The organism is Microbacterium sp. KNMS (assembly GCF_053851835.1).
Genome location: NZ_JBSQBP010000008.1, coordinates 24978 through 41309 on the forward strand (window position 1 = coordinate 24978; position 16332 = coordinate 41309).

A 16332-nucleotide genomic window follows, 5' to 3' on the forward strand; every position below is an offset into this window, starting at 1 on the left:
CGCCGCCGAACGCCCTGAAAGGAAATCCTCGTGAGCATCGAACGAGCCGACGTCATCATCACCAGCCCCGGCCGGAACTTCGTCACCCTGAAGATCACGACGAGCGACGGCGTCGTGGGGTGGGGCGACGCGACCCTCAACGGGCGGGAGCTCTCGGTCGCGTCGTACCTGAGCGAGCACGTCGCGTCGACGCTGATCGGACGCGACGAGGATCGCATCGAGGACACGTGGCAGTACCTGTACCGCGGGCCGTACTGGCGCCGGGGGCCGGTCACCATGGCGGCGATCGCCGCGGTCGACATGGCCCTCTGGGACATCAAGGCCAAGAAGGCCGGCATGCCCCTGTACCAGCTTCTCGGCGGCGCGAGCCGCACGGGCGTGCGCGTGTATGCGCACGCCTCGGGCACGGACTACGAGGCGCTCGCGAACGCGATCACGGGGTACCAGGAGCTCGGCTTCACGGCGGTCCGCGTGCAGACGGGCGTGCCGGGCCTCGGGCAGATCTACGGCGTCTCCACCTCGGGGCCGGGCGTCCGCTACGACTACGAGCCCGCCAAGCGCGCGGCGGACGGGACGGCGGCGTCGGCTCCGACCGAGGAGTCGTGGGACACCGCCGCCTACCTTGCGCACATGCCGGGGGTCTTCGAGCGCATCCGCTCCGACTTCGGTTCCGGGCTGCGGATCCTCCACGACGGCCATCACCGGATGTCGCCGATCGAGGCCGCGCGATTCGCGAAGGACATCGAGCCGTACAAGCTCTTCTGGCTCGAGGACTGCACGCCGGGGGAGGACCAGACGGCCCTGCGCCTCGTCCGCCAGCACTCGACGACGCCGCTCGCGATCGGCGAGGTGTTCAACTCCGTGCACGACTACCAGACACTCATCACGGAGCGTCTGATCGACTACGTGCGATCGGCCGTCACGCACACCGGCGGGGTCACCGCGATGAAGAAGCTGCTCGACTTCGCGGCGATCTACGGCATCCGCTCGGGCATCCACGGCCCCACCGACATCTCGCCCGTCGGGATGGCCGCGGCGCTCCACCTGGACCTCGCCATCCACAACTTCGGGATCCAGGAGTACATGCCGCACAACGCCGAGACGCTCGAGGTCTTCCAGACGTCGTTCACGCTCGACAGCGGCTTCCTGCACCCGGGCGAGACACCCGGGCTGGGCGTCGAGCTCGATGAGGAGGCGGCCTCGGCCTTCGCGTACACGAAGGCGTATCTGCCCGTGAACCGCCTGACCGACGGGACCGTCCATGACTGGTGAGCAGCGGATCGCCCTGCCGTCGCGCACCGCAGCGGCGCGCCTCGTCGTCGTGATGCGCGCGGCGGCGGCCGAGGACTACGACCGCGTGCTGGACGTGCTCCTCGACGCGGGCGTCCGCAGCGTCGAGCTCACGCTCACGACCCCGGGCACGATCGAGCGGCTGCCGGCCCTGCGCGAGCGCTACGGAGCCGTCGCCGATCTCGGCGTCGGCACGGTCGTCGACTGCGAGCAGCTGCGGCGGGCCGCGGACGCGGGCGCCGACTACATCGTCACGCCGATAACGTCGCGCGCTCTCCTGGAGGAGGCGGCGCACGCCAGGATCCCGTTCGTTCCCGGCGGCCTCACCCCGACCGAGCTCGAGAGCTCCTGGTCCGCGGGGGCGTCGGCCGTGAAGGTCTTCCCCGCCGGGCTGGTGGGCGCGGGATACGTCAAGGACCTCCGCGGGCCGTTCCCCGACATCCAGGTGGTGCCGTCCGGCGGGATCGACCTCGAGGGCGCGGCCGCGTGGCTGCGCGCGGGCGCCGTCGCGGTGAGCGTGGGCGGCCCGCTCCTCGGCGACGCGCTGCGCGGCGGGGACCTCGGCGCTCTGCGCGCGCGGGCGGAGGCCTTCGCCGCCGTGTGCGCGGAGGGCCCCCGATGACCGAGCGGACGCCGCGCGTGGTGACGCTGGGGGAGACCATGGCGCTCCTGCGCACGCGCGAGCTGGGCTCGCTGCGCCATCTCTCCGATCTGTCCTGCGGCATCGGCGGCGCGGAGAGCAACGTCGCGATCGGGCTGCGTCGTCTCGGCGTCGACGCGTCGTGGCTCGGGCGCGTCGGCGACGACGCGTTCGGCGAGCGCGTCGTCCGGGAGATCCGCGCGGAGGGCGTGGACGTGCGCGCCGTCGTGGACGGAGGGGCGCCCACGGGGCTCATGGTCAAGGAGCGGCCGTCGTCGACCTCGACCGTCGTGCGCTACTACCGCGCGGGATCCGCCGGATCCCGCCTGGAGCCCGCCGACCTCCCCGCGGGATGGATCGAGGACGCAGCGCTCCTGCACGTGTCGGGCATCACCGCCCTGATCTCCGACACGGCGCGGGCGGCCCTCCTGTCCGCGATCGACCGTGCGCGGGATGCCGGCGCGACGGTGTCCTTCGACGTGAACTACCGATCGGCCCTCGCGCCGGCCGAGGCGGCGGGACCGATCCTGCGTTCGGTCGCCGAGCGCGCAGACCTCGTCTTCGGCGGCGAGGACGAGCTCGTGCTCCTCGCTCCGGAGGGCGATGCGGAGAACGCCGCGACCCGACTCCTCTCCTCGGGTGTCGGCGAGGTGGTCGTCAAGCGCGGCGCGGATGGCGCGACCCTGCTCTCTCCCGCGGGCCGCGTCGAGGCACCCGGGCACGCGGTCGACGTCGTCGACACGGTCGGGGCCGGAGACGCCTTCGTCGCGGGCTACCTCAGCGCGTTGCTCGCGGGGATGGACGCCGCCGCGCGGCTGGCCAGGGCCAACGTCTGCGGCGGGCTCGCGTGCACGACACCTGGTGACTGGGAGGCGGGGCCGACCCTGCGCGAGATCGAGCGCTTCGGCGCATCCGGAGCGGACCCGGTCGCACGGTGAACCCGGCCCCGCGGGCCCACGCGGCCCGCTCAGTCCCCGCGTGAGCCCAGGCGCTCGATGAGCCGCAGCGCGAGCGTGATGAGGCCGGCGAGCCCGACGAGCGCGAGCACGGCGCCCAGCAGGCGCGGCGGACCGCCCGCCGCGACGACGAGCGCGATGCCGACCGCGAGCAGGACGAGCGAGAGCGCGGCCAGGCGCGTGGTCGACATCCGCCTCAGCATCCCGCCACCCTAGCGTCAGCGCGCCGCGAGGAGCGCGACCCAGATCTCGGCGCGCGCCGCGAACGACTGGAGGTCGCGCTCGAGCAGCCGCTCGGCGAGGCGGATGCGGGTGCGCACGGTGTGACGGTGCACGCCGAGCACCCGCGCGGCGTCGTCGTAGCGCGCATCGTGCAGGAGCCAGATCCGCAGCGTGTCGAGGATGGCGGTGCCGTGCACGTCGTCATGCCGCACGATGGGGGACAAAACTGTGCGCGCCACGTTCGCGGCCTCGGGGGAGAGGGTGCTCAGCACTCCGGCGGATGCGACATCGGCGAAGCGCGTGACGCCCTCGCCTCGGTCGCGCGCGATGCGCGCCTCGTCGAGCGACGCCGCGAAGGACGCGAGGGGCCCCGGCTCCGACACGCCGACCGCGACGTCGAAGCGCTCGGCGAGCTCGTCGAGCGCGAGCGGGGCATCCGCCGTGTGGACGAGAGCGATGCCGCCCTCGGGGTCGCTCCCGAAGAAGAAGCTCCCCTGCTCGCGGCCCGCGCGCAGTTCGAGGAACGCGGCGAGGGCATCCGGTGCTTCATCGGTGACCGCGACGACAACAGGGTCGGTCGGCAGTCCGCCCCACGCGGCGTCGCCGATCTCGCCCGCGAGCGCGGTGTCGCCCGTCAGGAGCGCCCGCACGACGCCGGCGCGGAGCGTGCCGCGGGCACGCGCGAGGGCCTCGTTCTGCTCGAGCGCGAACCCCGTCATCGCGACGACCGCCGTGACGACGCTGCGGGCCTCCTCGTCGAGAGCCTCGGCCCCGATGACGAGCACGCCTCGCAGCGTGCCGCCCGGTCCGAGCGTCTGGAGCGTGAACGAGCGACCGCCGACGCGGATCACCGCGGCAGCGCTCGCCCCGCGCGCGAGCATCGTCTCGCACTCCTGCTGCACACGCTCGGCCAGCGCGGGCTCGAGCGGCGCAGACGCGCGCACGGGGGCCGCCGCGGAGTCGAACAGTCCCGCCCACGCGCCCAGCTGCCGGGAGAGCTCGGAGATCGCCGAGCCGAGGCCATCCCGCCGCAGGGCGGCGAGGGCGACCGCCCGCTGCGCCGACAGCGCCCAGGTGCGCCGAGCGTACGCTCCCGCGGCGATCGCCTCGGCGACCGCGCGCGCGACCGCGATGAAGGGCGTGCGGTAGGGCACCTCGAACAGCGGCACGCCGTGCGCCTCGCACGCGGCCGAGAGCGCTTCGGGGATGCCGGTGCGGGCGACCTCGGTTCCGAACCCGAGCGCGACGACGCCTCGATGCGCGAGCCGGCGGACGTACTCCTCGTACTGCGCGGCGTCGTCTCCGGAGAACTGCGTCCCGGTCGTGAGGAGCACCATCTCCTCCGCGAGGAAGGGCGTCGGGTCCGCCAGATCCGAGCTGTGCACCCAGCGGATGGGCTGCTCGAGCGCTCCGTGCGACGCGGACGCGACGCGCAGGGCGAGGTCGCCGCGCGAGAGCAGGGCGCGGAGCGTGGGGGCGGATGGTGCGGGCTGAGACATCGTGTACAGAGCGTATAGCGAATGCATCGATTCTGTACCGCACGGCGAATGCAGTAGCTTCGGGCCCGGTCGTACGCTCGCGGCATGACCACCTCTACCCTCGCCACCGCTGTGGGCGGCCCGGCCCTGCCTCAGGAGCGCCGCCTCGTCACCTCGATCCCCGGCCCGCGCTCGCAGGAGCTGCTCGCGCGCAAGGCCGATGCGGTCGCCGCGGGCGTCGGCCACACCGCGCCCATCTCGGCCGTCGCGGCCGGCGGCGGCGTCGTCGTCGACGCCGACGGCAACTCGCTCATCGACCTCGGCTCCGGCATCGCCGTGACGACGGTGGGCAACGCGCACCCCAAGGTCGTCGAGGCCGTGCAGGCCCAGGTCGCCGCCTTCACGCACACCTGCTTCATGGTCTCGCCGTACGAGTCGTACGTCGCTGTCGCCGAGGCGCTCAACCGCCTCACCCCGGGCGACCACGCGAAGAAGTCCGCGCTGTTCAACTCCGGCGCCGAGGCCGTCGAGAACGCGGTCAAGATCGCGCGCAAGCACACGGGGCGCCAGGCCGTCGTCGCGTTCGACCACGGCTACCACGGCCGCACGAACCTCACGATGGCGCTCACCGCGAAGTCGATGCCCTACAAGAGCGGCTTCGGCCCGTTCGCGCCCGAGGTGTACCGCGCCCCGCTGTCGTACCCCTACCGCGACGGCCTGTCCGGCGCCGAGGCGGCGAAGCGCGCGATCTCGCAGATCGAGAAGCAGATCGGCGCCGACAACCTCGCGGCCGTCATCATCGAGCCCATCCAGGGCGAGGGCGGCTTCATCGTCCCGGCCGACGGATTCCTCCCCGCGATCGTCGACTGGTGCCGCTCGAACGGCGTCGTCTTCATCGCCGACGAGGTGCAGACCGGCTTCGGCCGCACGGGCGCGATGTTCGCGAGCGAGCACTTCGGCATCGTCCCCGACCTCATCACGACCGCCAAGGGCATCGCGGCCGGCCTGCCGCTGGCCGCCGTCACGGGACGCGCCGAGATCATGGACGCCTCGCACGCGGGCGGCCTCGGCGGCACCTACGGCGGCAACCCCATCGCGTGCGCAGCCGCGCTCGCGGCGATCGACGTGTTCGAGAACGACGACCTCATCTCCCGCGCACGGGAGATCGGCGACCTCATCAAGGGCCGCTTCACCGAGCTGCAGGCGAGCGACGCGCGCATCGGCGACGTCCGCGGCCTGGGCGCGATGATCGCAGTCGAGTTCGTGAACGCCGAGACGGGCGAGCCCGACGCGGCGCTCACCGCCGCGGTGGCGAAGGCGGCCATCGCGCAGGGCGTCATCGTCCTGACCTGCGGAACCTACGGCAACGTCATCCGCTTCCTGCCCCCGCTCTCGATCGACGACGCGCTGCTCGCCGAGGGTCTCGGCGTCGTCGCCGACGCGCTGGCCGCAGCCTGACGGACGACCGGAAGAAGGAGAACGACATGACGGAGATCACACGCGACGTCGTCATCGTGGGCGCGGGAGCGGCCGGCACGACGGCGGCGAACGAGCTGAAGAAGGCCGGTCTGTCGGTCGCCGTGCTCGAGGCGCGCGACCGCGTCGGCGGCCGGCTGTGGACCGACGTCGTCGACGGGGCGATGCTCGAGATCGGCGGCCAGTGGGTGTCGCCCGACCAGGACGCGCTCAAGGAGACGATCGCCGAGCTCGGTCTCGAGACCTACAGCCGCTATCGCGAGGGCGAGAGCGTCTACGTCGACGCCGACGGCAAGCTCACCCGCTTCACGGGCGAGATCTTCCCCGTGGCGCCCGAGACCGAGAAGGTCATGGTCGAGCTCATCGAGAAGCTCGACCGCCTGACGGCCGAGATCGACCCCGCGCGCCCGTGGGAGCACCCCGACGCCGAGGCGCTCGACACGATCTCGTTCGAGGGCTGGCTCGCGGGCGAGACCGACGACCAGGAGGCGCGCGACAACATCGCGCTCTTCATCGCGGGCGCGATGCTCACCAAGCCCGCCCACGCGTTCTCGGCTCTGCAGGCCCTGCACATGGCTGCGAGCGCCGGGAGCTTCTCGAACCTCGTCGACGCCGACTTCATCCTCGACAAGCGCGTCGTGGGCGGCCTGCAGCAGGTGCCGCAGCTGCTCGCCGAGCGCCTCGGCGACGACGTGCACCTGAACGCGCCCGTCCGCACGCTCCGGTGGGGCGCCGACGGCGTGATCGCGGAGGCCGACGGCATCACCGTCCGCGCCAAGTACGCGATCCTCGCGCACGCGCCGGTCCTCTACGACCGCATCTCGTTCGTGCCCGCGCTCCCGCGCCGCCAGCACCAGCTGCACCAGCACCTGTCGATGGGCTTCGTCATCAAGGTGCACGCCGTCTACGACCGGCCGTTCTGGCGCGAGCAGGGGCTCTCGGCGACCGCCTTCAGCCCGTACGAGCTGTGCCACGAGGCGTACGACAACACCAACCACGGCGACGAGCGCGGCACCCTCGTGGGCTTCGTGTCCGACAAGAACGCCGACGGCGTGTTCGAGCTCTCGGCCGAGGAGCGCAAGGAGCGCATCCTCGAGTCGATCTCGCACTACTACGGTCCCGAGGCGAAGAACCCCGTCGTGTACTACGAGAGCGACTGGGGCTCCGAGGAGTGGACGCGCGGCGCGTACGCGGCGAGCTTCGACCTCGGCGGCCTGCACCGCTACGGCAAGGACCAGTCGGCGCCCGTCGGCCCGATCCACTTCGCCTGCAGCGACCTCGCGGGTCTCGGCTACCAGCACGTGGACGGAGCGATCCGCATGGGCCGCCTCGCCGCCGCCGACATCATCGAGCGGTCCCGCTCATGACCGCGGCGCTGGTCGTCGGCTACACCGCCACCCCCGCGGGCGCGGATGCCGTCGCGCTCGCGGGCCGTCTCGCCGCCGCGACCGGCGCGAGCGTCGAGATCGTCATGGTGCTGCCGGCCGAGGGCCGCAACGCCCTGACGCCGCCCGACGCGTCCTACGACGAGTACGTCCGCGCGCAGGCGCGCGAGTGGCTGCGCGACGCGGCCGCCTCGCTCCCCGAAGGCCTCGACCACCGTGCGCACGTGCGCACGGCCGAGTCCTTCGGGGAGGGCCTCCTCGCCGCCGCGCGCGAGTTCCGCGCGTCGCACATCGTCGTCGGCGCTGCCGACGGCGGCCTCCGCGGCCGCCACCGCCTCGGGTCCGTGGCGAACGAACTGCTGCACTCGTCCGACATCCCCGTCGTCCTCGCGCCGGCGGGCTCCGTCGACGTGACGGCGCCGCTCGACCGCGTGACGGTGGCGATCGGCACGCGCCCGGGCGCCGACGTCCTCCTCGAGGATGCCGCGGCGCTCGCCGCGGCCGCTCGCGTGCCCCTGCGTCTCGTCTCGCTCGTCACCGTGGACCTCCCCGCGGGCGTGCAGACGTCCGCCATCCGCGTCGTCGGCGCCTCGCACGCCGACACCGTTCTCGAGGCCGCGCGCGCTGAGCTCCCGGCCGATGTGCCCGTCGACGTCGTCGTCGCCGAGGGCGACTCGATCGAGGACGCCGTCACCCGCCTCGCCTGGCAGCCGGGCGAGGTCGTGTTCGTCGGCTCGAGCCGTCTCGCACGCCCCCGCTTCCTGTTCCTCGGCTCGACCGCGGCGAAGATGCTGCACGAGCTGCCCGTCCCGATGATCGTCGTCTCGCGCACCCGCGCGCCTGAAGAATCCTGAGCGCATGAGCCAGAACCCGCACACCGTCGTGTCTGATCCCGTCACCACCGGCATCTCGAGCAAGGGCCTGAGCGCCGGGACGCTCGGGCTGATCGGCGCTGTCGTCCTCGGTGTCTCCACCGTGGCGCCCGCCTACACGTTCACGGCCGCGATCGGCCCGACCGCGTCCGAGGTCGGCACGCAGGTGCCCGCGATCATCATCGTGGGCTTCATCCCGATGCTCCTCGTCGCCTTCGGCTACCGCGAGCTCAACCGCGTCATGCCCGACTCGGGCACCTCGTTCACGTGGGCGACGCGCGCCTTCGGTCCGTGGATCGGCTGGATGGCCGGGTGGGGCCTGATCGCCGCGACCATCCTCGTCCTGTCGAACCTCGCGGGCATCGCGGTCGACTTCCTCTTCCTCCTGATCAGCCAGGTCGCGGGCAACGCCGAGATCGCGGAGCTGACGCGGAACCCGTTCATCAACGTGGGCGTATGCCTGCTGTTCGTGCTCGCGGCGACGTGGGTGTCGTACCGCGACCTGCAGACGTCGCAGCGCCTCCAGTACGTGCTCGTGGGCTTCCAGGTCGTCGTGCTCGTGGTGTTCGCGATCACGGCGATCACGCGCGCCGCGTCGGGTGACGCGTTCGACCCGACGCCGTTCGACCCGAACTGGTTCAACCCGTTTGCCGTCCCCTCGTTCAGCGCGGCCGTCGCCGGCCTGTCGCTGTCGATCTTCATCTTCTGGGGATGGGACCTCGTCCTCACCATGAACGAGGAGACGAAGAACCCCGAGAAGACCCCGGGCCGCGCCGCCACCGTCGTCGTGCTCGTTGTCGTGTTCCTGTACCTCATCCTCGGCATCGGCATGGTGATGTTCGCGGGCGTCGGCGACGGCGAGCTCGGCCTCGGCAACCCCGACATCCAGGAGAACGTGTTCTTCGCGCTGTCGAACCCGATCATGGGCTCGCTGGGCTTCCTCGTCTCGCTCGCGGTGCTCACGAGCTCGGCGTCGTCGCTGCAGGCCACGTTCGCGTCGCCCACCCGCACGATGCTCGCCATGGGCCACTACGGAGCGCTCCCCAAGAAGTTCGGCTCCGTGCACCCGCGGTTCTTCAGTCCCGGATACTCGACGATCGTCGCGGCGATCGTGACGAGCGTGTTCTACGCCGTCATGCGCTTCGTGAGCGAGAACACCCTGTGGGACACGATCCTCGCGCTCGGCATGCTCATCTGCTTCTACTACGGGCTGACCGCATTCGCGTGCGTCTGGTACTTCCGCCGGCAGTGGTTCGACTCGGTGCGCAACGTCTTCTTCATGCTGCTGTTCCCGCTCGTCGGCGGGATCATCCTGGCCATCCTCTTCGTGACGACCCTCATCGACACGATGGACCCGGCCTACGGAAGCGGCTCGCAGATCGGCGGCATCGGCCTCGTCTTCATCCTCGGCATCGCCGTCATCGTCATCGGCATCGCGCTGATGCTGTGGCAGGCGGCGCGCGAGCCCGCGTTCTTCCGCGGCAGCGTGCTGACCATGGATGCACCGCCCAGCCTCCGCGGCACCCGCCGCTGAACCGACCTCACCGACCATCCACCCGGAAGGAACCGACATGACGAACGACCGCGAGAGCGCCCTGCTGGCCTCGGTGCCGACCCGTCTGTTCATCGGCGGCGAGTGGGTCGACGCCCCCGAGGGCGCGACCTTCGACGTCCACGACCCCTCGACGAACGAGGTGATCGCCCGCGTCGCGGACGCGACCGCCGAGGACGGCACCCGCGCCCTCGACGCCGCGGTCGCCGCGCAGGACGCCTGGGCGGCCACCGCGCCCCGCACGCGCAGCGACATCCTGCGCCGCGCCTGGGAGCTCGTGCAGGAGCGCAAGGAGGACATCGCCCTCCTCATGACGCTCGAGATGGGCAAGCCGCTCGCGGAGGCGCGCGGCGAGGTCGTCTACGGCGGCGAGTTCCTGCGCTGGTTCAGCGAGGAGGCGGTGCGGATCACGGGCCGCTACGGCCTGAACCCGGAGGGCACCGGCCGGATGGTCGTGTCGCAGCGCCCCGTGGGCCCCTCGTTCTTCATCACCCCGTGGAACTTCCCGTTCGCGATGGCCACGCGCAAGATCGCGCCCGCGCTCGCCGCCGGCTGCACGGTCGTCATCAAGCCCCCGCAGCTCACGCCCCTCACGACGCTGTTCTTCACGCAGCTCCTCGTCGAGGCCGGCGTGCCCGCGGGCGTCGTGAACGTCGTCACGTCGGCGTCGTCGCGTCGCGTCTCGGCGCCCATCATCTCCGACCCGCGTCTGCGCAAGCTGTCGTTCACGGGTTCGACCGAGGTCGGCCGCCAGCTCATCGCGCAGGCCGCCGAGGGCGTGCTGCGCGTCTCGATGGAGCTCGGCGGCAACGCGCCGTTCGTCGTCTTCGAGGACGCCGATCTCGACAAGGCCGTGGAGGGCGCCCTCGCGGCGAAGTTCCGCAACATCGGGCAGGCGTGCACCGCGGCCAACCGCTTCATCGTGCACGAGTCCATCGCCGACGCCTTCGCGGCCAAGGTCACCGAGCGCGTCCAGGCGATGCGGATCGGCCGCGGCACCGAGGACGGCGTGGCCATCGGCCCGCTCATCGACGCCGACGCGGTCGCGAAGGCCGACGAGCTCGTGACGGACGCGACCGACCGCGGCGCCACGGTGCTCACGGGCGGCGAGAAGCTCGACGGCCCCGGGACGTTCTACGCGCCCACGGTCCTCACCGGAGTCACCGCAGGCAGCGCCATCCTGCGCGAGGAGATCTTCGGACCCGTCCTCGCGATCGCGACCTTTGCCGACGAGGACGAGGCGGTCCGCCTCGCGAACGACACCGAGTACGGCCTCGTGTCGTACGTCTACACGCAGGACCTCGCCCGCGGCCACCGGATGATCGACCGCCTCGAGACCGGCATGATGGGTCTCAACGCCGGCGTCGTCTCGAACGCGGCCGCTCCGTTCGGCGGCGTCAAGCAGTCCGGCGTCGGACGCGAGGGCGGGCTCGAGGGCATCCACGAGTACCTGTCGACGAAGTACACCCTCATCCCCAACGACTGACCGCCACGAGAGGAACATCATGAGCGACTACGCCGTCGTCGATCCCGCAACGGGCGAGACCGTCGCCGAGTACGACACCTTCACGGACGCGCAGATCCAGGACGCGATCGCGCGCGCGAGCGAGGGAGCCCGCGCCTGGGCCGCGCTCTCCGTCGCCGACCGCGCCGCGGCCGTCCGCCGTGCCGCCGCCCTGCACCGCGAGCGCCGCGACGCCCTCGCCGCGACGATCGTGCGCGAGATGGGCAAGCCGCTCGAGGCCGCGCTCGGCGAGGTCGACTTCTCGGCCGACATCATCGAGTACTACGCCGACAACGCCGAGGCGATCACGCGCGACCAGCCGATCGACATCCTGGGCGAGGGGAGCGCGGTCATCCGCCGCGCCCCGCTCGGCGTGCTGTTCGGGATCATGCCGTGGAACTTCCCGACCTACCAGGTCGCGCGGTTCGCGGGCCCGAACCTCGTGATCGGGAACGCGATCATCCTCAAGCACGCCCCCCAGTGCCCCGAGTCGGCGGCCGCGCTCGAGGAGATCTTCCGCGACGCGGGCCTGCCCGAGGGGGCCTACGTCAACGTGTACGCGACGAACGAGCAGGCGGCGACGATCATCGCCGACCCGCGCGTCCAGGGCGTCTCGGTGACCGGCTCGGAGCGCGCGGGCTCCGCCGTCGCCGCGCTCGCGGGCCAGCACCTCAAGAAGGTGGCTCTCGAGCTCGGCGGGTCGGACCCGTTCATCGTGCTCTCGGCCGACGACCTCGACGCGGTCGTGCAGGCCGCCGTCGACGCGCGCCTCGACAACAACGGCCAGGCGTGCAACGGCGCCAAGCGGTTCATCGTCGTCGACGGCCTGTACGACGAGTTCCTGTCGAAGTTCTCCTCGGCCATGGAGGCCGCGAAGGTTGGCCACCCGCTCGAGGAGGACACGGTCCTCGGGCCGCTCTCGTCGCTCGCCGCCGCGGAGCGCCTGCAGGAGCAGATCGACCGCGCGGTCGAGCAGGGCGCGCGGCTCGTCGTGGGCGGCAAGCGCGACGGCGCGTACTTCCCCGGCACCGTGCTCACCGACGTGACGCCCGAGATGGACGTCTACCGCGAGGAGCTGTTCGGCCCCGCGGGCGTCGTGTACCGCGTCGCCGACGAGGACGAGGCCGTGCGTCTCGCGAACGACACCCCGTTCGGCCTCGGGTCGTACGTCTTCACGACCGACGCCGAGCAGGCGCAGCGCGTAGCCGACCGCATCGAGGCCGGCATGGTGTACGTCAACATCGTGCTCGCCGACAGCCCCGAGCTGCCCTTCGGCGGCGTCAAGCGCAGCGGCACCTCGCGTGAGCTCGGCCTCCTCGCGGCCGATGAGTTCGTCAACAAGAAGCTCATCCGGGTGGGCTGAGCCGGGTCGGGCGGGCGGATCCGCCCCGCGGCTGCCGCCAGCCCGCCGCCAACGCGAGAGCCCCGGATGGCCACCACGGCCATCCGGGGCTCTCGCGCGTCGGCGCCGCGTCAGAGCGCGGGCGTCCGCGGCGGCATCGTGCGGCGCGCGCCCGTCGCCTCGAACGCGGCGCCGAGCGCGATGAGCGCCGCGTCGTCGTAGGCGCGGCCGGCGAAGGTGAGGCCCACGGGCATCCCGATGTCCGACATCGTGCCCATCGGAACGGTCACGGTCGGCACGCCGAAGTGGCGGATGGCGAGGTTGCCGTTCGCGACCCACACGCCGTTGCGCCAGCCGAGGTCGGCCGACTCCGGGTTCACGTCCATGTCCGCGCGGCCGACGTCGGCCATCGCGGGGAAGACGACGGCGTCGAGCCCGTTGTCGTCCATCCACTGCTCGAGGTCGACGCGGCGGGTCTCCTCGAGGCCGCGCACGCCGCTCTCAAGCTCGGGGATGTCCGTCATCGCCGCCACGGGGTGCTCGCGGACGTGCGCGGGGTACGACGCGATGTCGTCGTCGAAGCCCGTGTAGCGGTCGGGCAGCGCGCCCGCGGGATGCGGGAAGATCTGCGCGCCGTCGACCACGTCGAGCGACGGGATGGCCGGATCTCCGTTCGCGCGCAGGAAGTCGTCCCATGCCCACGCGGACAGGTCGACGATCTCGCGGTGGAGGTACTCGGGCGTGACGAGCCTGCGCGTCGTGATCTTCGGCGCACCGGGCCGGTCGCCCTCGTAGTTCGACACGAGCGGGAAGTCCACCTCCACGACGGTCGCTCCGGCCGCCTCGAGGTCGGCGCGCGCGGCCCGCCACAGCTCCATGACGGACTCGCGCGTGCTGATGCGGCGCCCGGTGGGGCCGCCGATGCCGGGGTCGTCTGAGGTGCCGGCGTCGGGATCGGCGTTGATGTACATGCGCGGCACGCCGAGGCGCTTGCCCCGCAGCGAGGCGCCGTCGGCGAGGGCCGGGTAGGAGGCGGGGCGGATGGCGGACGCCGCGGGGATCCGCACCCAGGGCTGCACGCGCCAGAAGTCGCCGCGCGTCTCGGGGTCGTCGGCGACCACGACGTCGAGCACCGCGAGCAGGTCGGCCATCGTGCGCGTGTGCGGCACGACGACGTCCATGGTCGGCACGAGCGGCCAGTTGCCGCGCACCGAGATGACGCCGCGCGAGGGCGTGTACGCGCACAGGGCGTTGCACGACGCGGGCGCGCGCCCGCTCGACCACGTCTCCTCGCCGAGGCCGAACGCCGCGAAGCTCGCGGCGGTCGCCGTGCCCGACCCGTTCGACGAGCCCGACCCGAACGCCGATGTGAGGTACTCGGCGCTGTACGGGCTCTCGGCGCGGCCGTAGAGGCCGCGCTGCATGCCGCCGTTGGCCATCGGGGGCATGTTCGTGAGACCGAGGCAGATCGCGCCGGATGCGCGCAGCCGCTCGATCGTGAACGCGTCGCGCTGGGCGACGAGATCGGCGAAGGCCGGGCTGCCCGACGCGGCCGTGAGGCCCTTCACGAGGTAGCTGTCCTTGGCCGTGTACGGGATGCCGTCCAGCGGACCGAGGAGGCGGCCGGCCGCGCGGCGGGCGTCGGACGCGCGTGCCTCGTCGCGGGCGTCGGGGTTCCGCACGACGACCGCATTGAGCGCGGTCGCGGTGCCGGGGGCGTCGAAGGCGTCGATGCGGGCGAGGTAGGCCTCGACGAGCTCGACCGCGGTCGTGCGGCCCTGCGCGAGCGCCTGCTGGAGGTCGGCGATGGACGCCTCGAGCACGTCGATCATCAGAGCGCCCCCACCGACGGCTGCTGCTGCGTGATGCAGTGGATGCCGCCGCCGCGCGCGAAGATCTCGCGGGCGTCGACCGTCTTGACGGTGCGGCCCGGGTAGACCTCCGCGAGGATGTCGCGCGCGCGGCCATCCGCCTCGTCCTCGCCGAATCCGCACGCGATGACCCCGTCGTTCACGACGAGGTGGTTGACGTAGCTCCAGTCGACGAAGCCCTCATCGTCGCGCAGCGTCGCGGGCGCGGGCAGGTCGACGATCTCGAAGGCGCGGCCCGCCGCATCGGTCTGCTGGGCGAGATGCGCGCGCAGCTCGCGCGTCACGGCGTGGTCGGGATGGTCGGGGTCGCGCTGATCGTGGAGCAGGAGGACGCCGGGGGAGGTCAGCGTCGCGACGATGTCGACGTGGCCGTTCGTGCCGAACTCGTCGTAGTCGCGCGTGAGTCCGCGCGGCAGCCAGACGACCTTCGCCGCACCGATCGTGCGGGCGAACTCGGCCTCGACGCGCTCCTTGTCGGCGTACGGGTTGCGACACGGGTCGAGCTGCACGGTCTCCGTCGCGAGCACGGTGCCCTCGCCGTCGACGTGGATGCCGCCGCCCTCGTTCACGAGCGCCGAGCTGACGATCTCCGCGCCCGCGGCGCGGCCCACGATGCGTCCGAGCTGCGCCGACAGGCGCCACTCCGCCCACGCGGGCGCGCCCCAGCCGTTGAAGGTCCAGTCGACGGCGCCGAGATCGCCCGGGCGCGTGTCGTCGACGACGAAGGTCGGGCCGACGTCGCGCATCCAGAACTCGTCGAGGGGCGCCTCGAGGAGCTCGATGTGCGACGAGAGCATCCGCCGGGCGCGCGCGACCTCGCTCGGGTCGACGACCATCGTGACGGGCTCGAACTCGGCGACGGCGTGCGCGACCGCGCTCCACGCCGTGTAGCCGGCCTCGCGCTCGGCGTCGGTGTCGCCGAGGGTGAATCCCTCTCGGGGGAACGCCATCCAGGTGCGCTCGTGCCGATCCGTCTCTGCGGGCATCCGCCAGGTCATCATCGATCCTCTCGTATATTGATCGCGTGATCAATAACTTGATTCTGACGCTAGGGTGAGGGACATGTCAAGCGAAGCGGCGCCCCCTCGCCGACGTGCGCCGCGCCGCGCTCCCGCTGAGCGCCGCGCCGAGATCGCCGCGGCGGCGCGCGCGATCGCCCTGGCCGATGGGCTGCATGCCGTGACGCTCCGCGCGATCGCCGCCCGGGCATCCGTGACTCCTGCGCTCGTCGCGCACTACGCACCGGCCATGGAGGAGCTCGTCGCGACGACCTTCGCCGGCATCGTGGGCGACGAGCTCGCCGAGGTCGCTCAGCTCGTCGCGGGGGAGGCCCCGCGGGATGCGCTGCGCGCCCTCATCGAGACCCTCCTCAGCGGGACGCGCGACGACGTCACGGCGGTGTGGGTCGAGGCGTGGGCGCTCGGACGCCGCAGCGATCCGCTCGCCGCCGCGGTGCGCGAGCAGATGGACGCGTGGGCCCGCCTGCTGCGCGAGGTGATCGAGGAGGGAGCGGCCGACGGGTCGTTCCGCGTCGAAGACCCGTCGGCCGCGGCCTGGCAGCTGCTGGGGATGATCGACGGCCTCAACGCGCAGGCCCTCGTGCGGTGGGGCGGCGCGGCAGAGCGCGCCGAGCTGCTGCTGCGCGCCGCCGAGGCCATGCTCGGCGTCCGCTGACCGACACCGCGCGTCCCGCTCGCAACCCCGCGCGTCCCGCTCGCAACCCCGCGCGTCCCGCTCGCACGCA

General features: G+C 72.4%; 14 protein-coding genes. 10 read left to right on the plus strand and 4 right to left on the minus strand.

Annotated elements, in window-relative coordinates; genetic code table 11:
- Nucleotides 1-30: 30 nt before the first annotated feature.
- The 3 genes from manD to ACWXWW_RS06675 are packed head-to-tail and all read left to right on the plus strand — an operon-like array spanning nt 31 to nt 2868.
- A complete protein-coding gene (gene manD / locus ACWXWW_RS06665) occupies nt 31-1272 on the plus strand; it encodes a D-mannonate dehydratase ManD (RefSeq protein ID WP_455969398.1) in 1242 nt (413 codons plus the stop codon).
- Nucleotides 1262-1912, plus strand: coding sequence for a bifunctional 4-hydroxy-2-oxoglutarate aldolase/2-dehydro-3-deoxy-phosphogluconate aldolase (locus ACWXWW_RS06670; RefSeq protein WP_455969399.1), 651 nt, complete (start codon nt 1262-1264; stop codon nt 1910-1912). Before manD ends, ACWXWW_RS06670 begins: the two co-directional genes overlap by 11 nt.
- Nucleotides 1909-2868 carry a sugar kinase gene (locus ACWXWW_RS06675; RefSeq protein ID WP_455969400.1) on the plus strand — a complete coding sequence of 320 codons (960 nt, stop codon included), beginning with the start codon at nt 1909-1911 and terminating at the stop codon, nt 2866-2868. Before ACWXWW_RS06670 ends, ACWXWW_RS06675 begins: the two co-directional genes overlap by 4 nt.
- Nucleotides 2869-2897: 29 nt before the next feature.
- Here ACWXWW_RS06675 and ACWXWW_RS06680 read toward each other — a convergent pair whose 3' ends face one another.
- Both ACWXWW_RS06680 and ACWXWW_RS06685 read right to left on the minus strand, forming a co-directional pair.
- A complete protein-coding gene (locus tag ACWXWW_RS06680) occupies nt 2898-3077 on the minus strand; it encodes a hypothetical protein (protein WP_421075395.1) in 180 nt (59 codons plus the stop codon).
- A 27-nt stretch (nt 3078-3104) separates the two neighbouring features.
- Nucleotides 3105-4607, minus strand: a complete 1503-nt coding sequence (locus ACWXWW_RS06685; protein WP_455969401.1) for a PucR family transcriptional regulator — start codon at nt 4605-4607, stop codon at nt 3105-3107.
- Between the two features lie 84 nt (nt 4608-4691).
- Here ACWXWW_RS06685 and gabT point away from each other — a divergent pair, with 84 nt between their 5' ends.
- The 6 genes from gabT to ACWXWW_RS06715 are packed head-to-tail and all read left to right on the plus strand — an operon-like array spanning nt 4692 to nt 12738.
- Entirely contained in the window at nt 4692-6044 is a 1353-nt protein-coding gene (gabT, locus tag ACWXWW_RS06690; RefSeq protein ID WP_455969402.1) for a 4-aminobutyrate--2-oxoglutarate transaminase, read from the plus strand.
- A 26-nt stretch (nt 6045-6070) separates the two neighbouring features.
- Nucleotides 6071-7429 (plus strand): flavin monoamine oxidase family protein, encoded by a 1359-nt coding sequence (locus tag ACWXWW_RS06695; RefSeq protein ID WP_455969403.1) that lies wholly within the window; start codon nt 6071-6073, stop codon nt 7427-7429.
- Nucleotides 7426-8301 (plus strand): universal stress protein, encoded by an 876-nt coding sequence (locus ACWXWW_RS06700; protein WP_421075399.1) that lies wholly within the window; start codon nt 7426-7428, stop codon nt 8299-8301. Before ACWXWW_RS06695 ends, ACWXWW_RS06700 begins: the two co-directional genes overlap by 4 nt.
- A gap of 4 nt (nt 8302-8305) precedes the next feature.
- The gene (locus ACWXWW_RS06705) at nt 8306-9853 is read left to right on the plus strand and encodes an APC family permease (protein WP_455969404.1); all 1548 of its coding nucleotides are present in this window, start codon (nt 8306-8308) and stop codon (nt 9851-9853) included.
- 37 nt (nt 9854-9890) lie between these two features.
- Complete coding sequence (locus tag ACWXWW_RS06710) at nt 9891-11357, plus strand: NAD-dependent succinate-semialdehyde dehydrogenase (protein ID WP_271173663.1); 1467 nt, start codon at nt 9891-9893, stop codon at nt 11355-11357.
- Nucleotides 11358-11376: 19 nt separating this feature from the next.
- On the plus strand, nt 11377-12738 hold the full coding sequence (locus ACWXWW_RS06715) for an NAD-dependent succinate-semialdehyde dehydrogenase (protein WP_324014074.1): 1362 nt from the start codon (nt 11377-11379) through the stop codon (nt 12736-12738).
- A 110-nt stretch (nt 12739-12848) separates the two neighbouring features.
- Here ACWXWW_RS06715 and ACWXWW_RS06720 read toward each other — a convergent pair whose 3' ends face one another.
- Nucleotides 12849-14549: an amidase gene (locus tag ACWXWW_RS06720; RefSeq protein ID WP_455969405.1), complete on the minus strand. Its 1701-nt coding sequence runs from the start codon at nt 14547-14549 to the stop codon at nt 12849-12851.
- On the minus strand, nt 14549-15586 hold the full coding sequence (locus ACWXWW_RS06725) for an agmatine deiminase family protein (protein WP_455969406.1): 1038 nt from the start codon (nt 15584-15586) through the stop codon (nt 14549-14551). The genes ACWXWW_RS06720 and ACWXWW_RS06725 overlap by 1 nt, the downstream gene beginning before the upstream one ends.
- A 64-nt stretch (nt 15587-15650) precedes the next feature.
- Between ACWXWW_RS06725 and ACWXWW_RS06730 the strand changes: the two genes are divergently transcribed.
- A complete protein-coding gene (locus ACWXWW_RS06730) occupies nt 15651-16262 on the plus strand; it encodes a TetR/AcrR family transcriptional regulator (RefSeq protein ID WP_455969407.1) in 612 nt (203 codons plus the stop codon).
- The last annotated feature ends 70 nt before the right edge of the window (nt 16263-16332 follow it).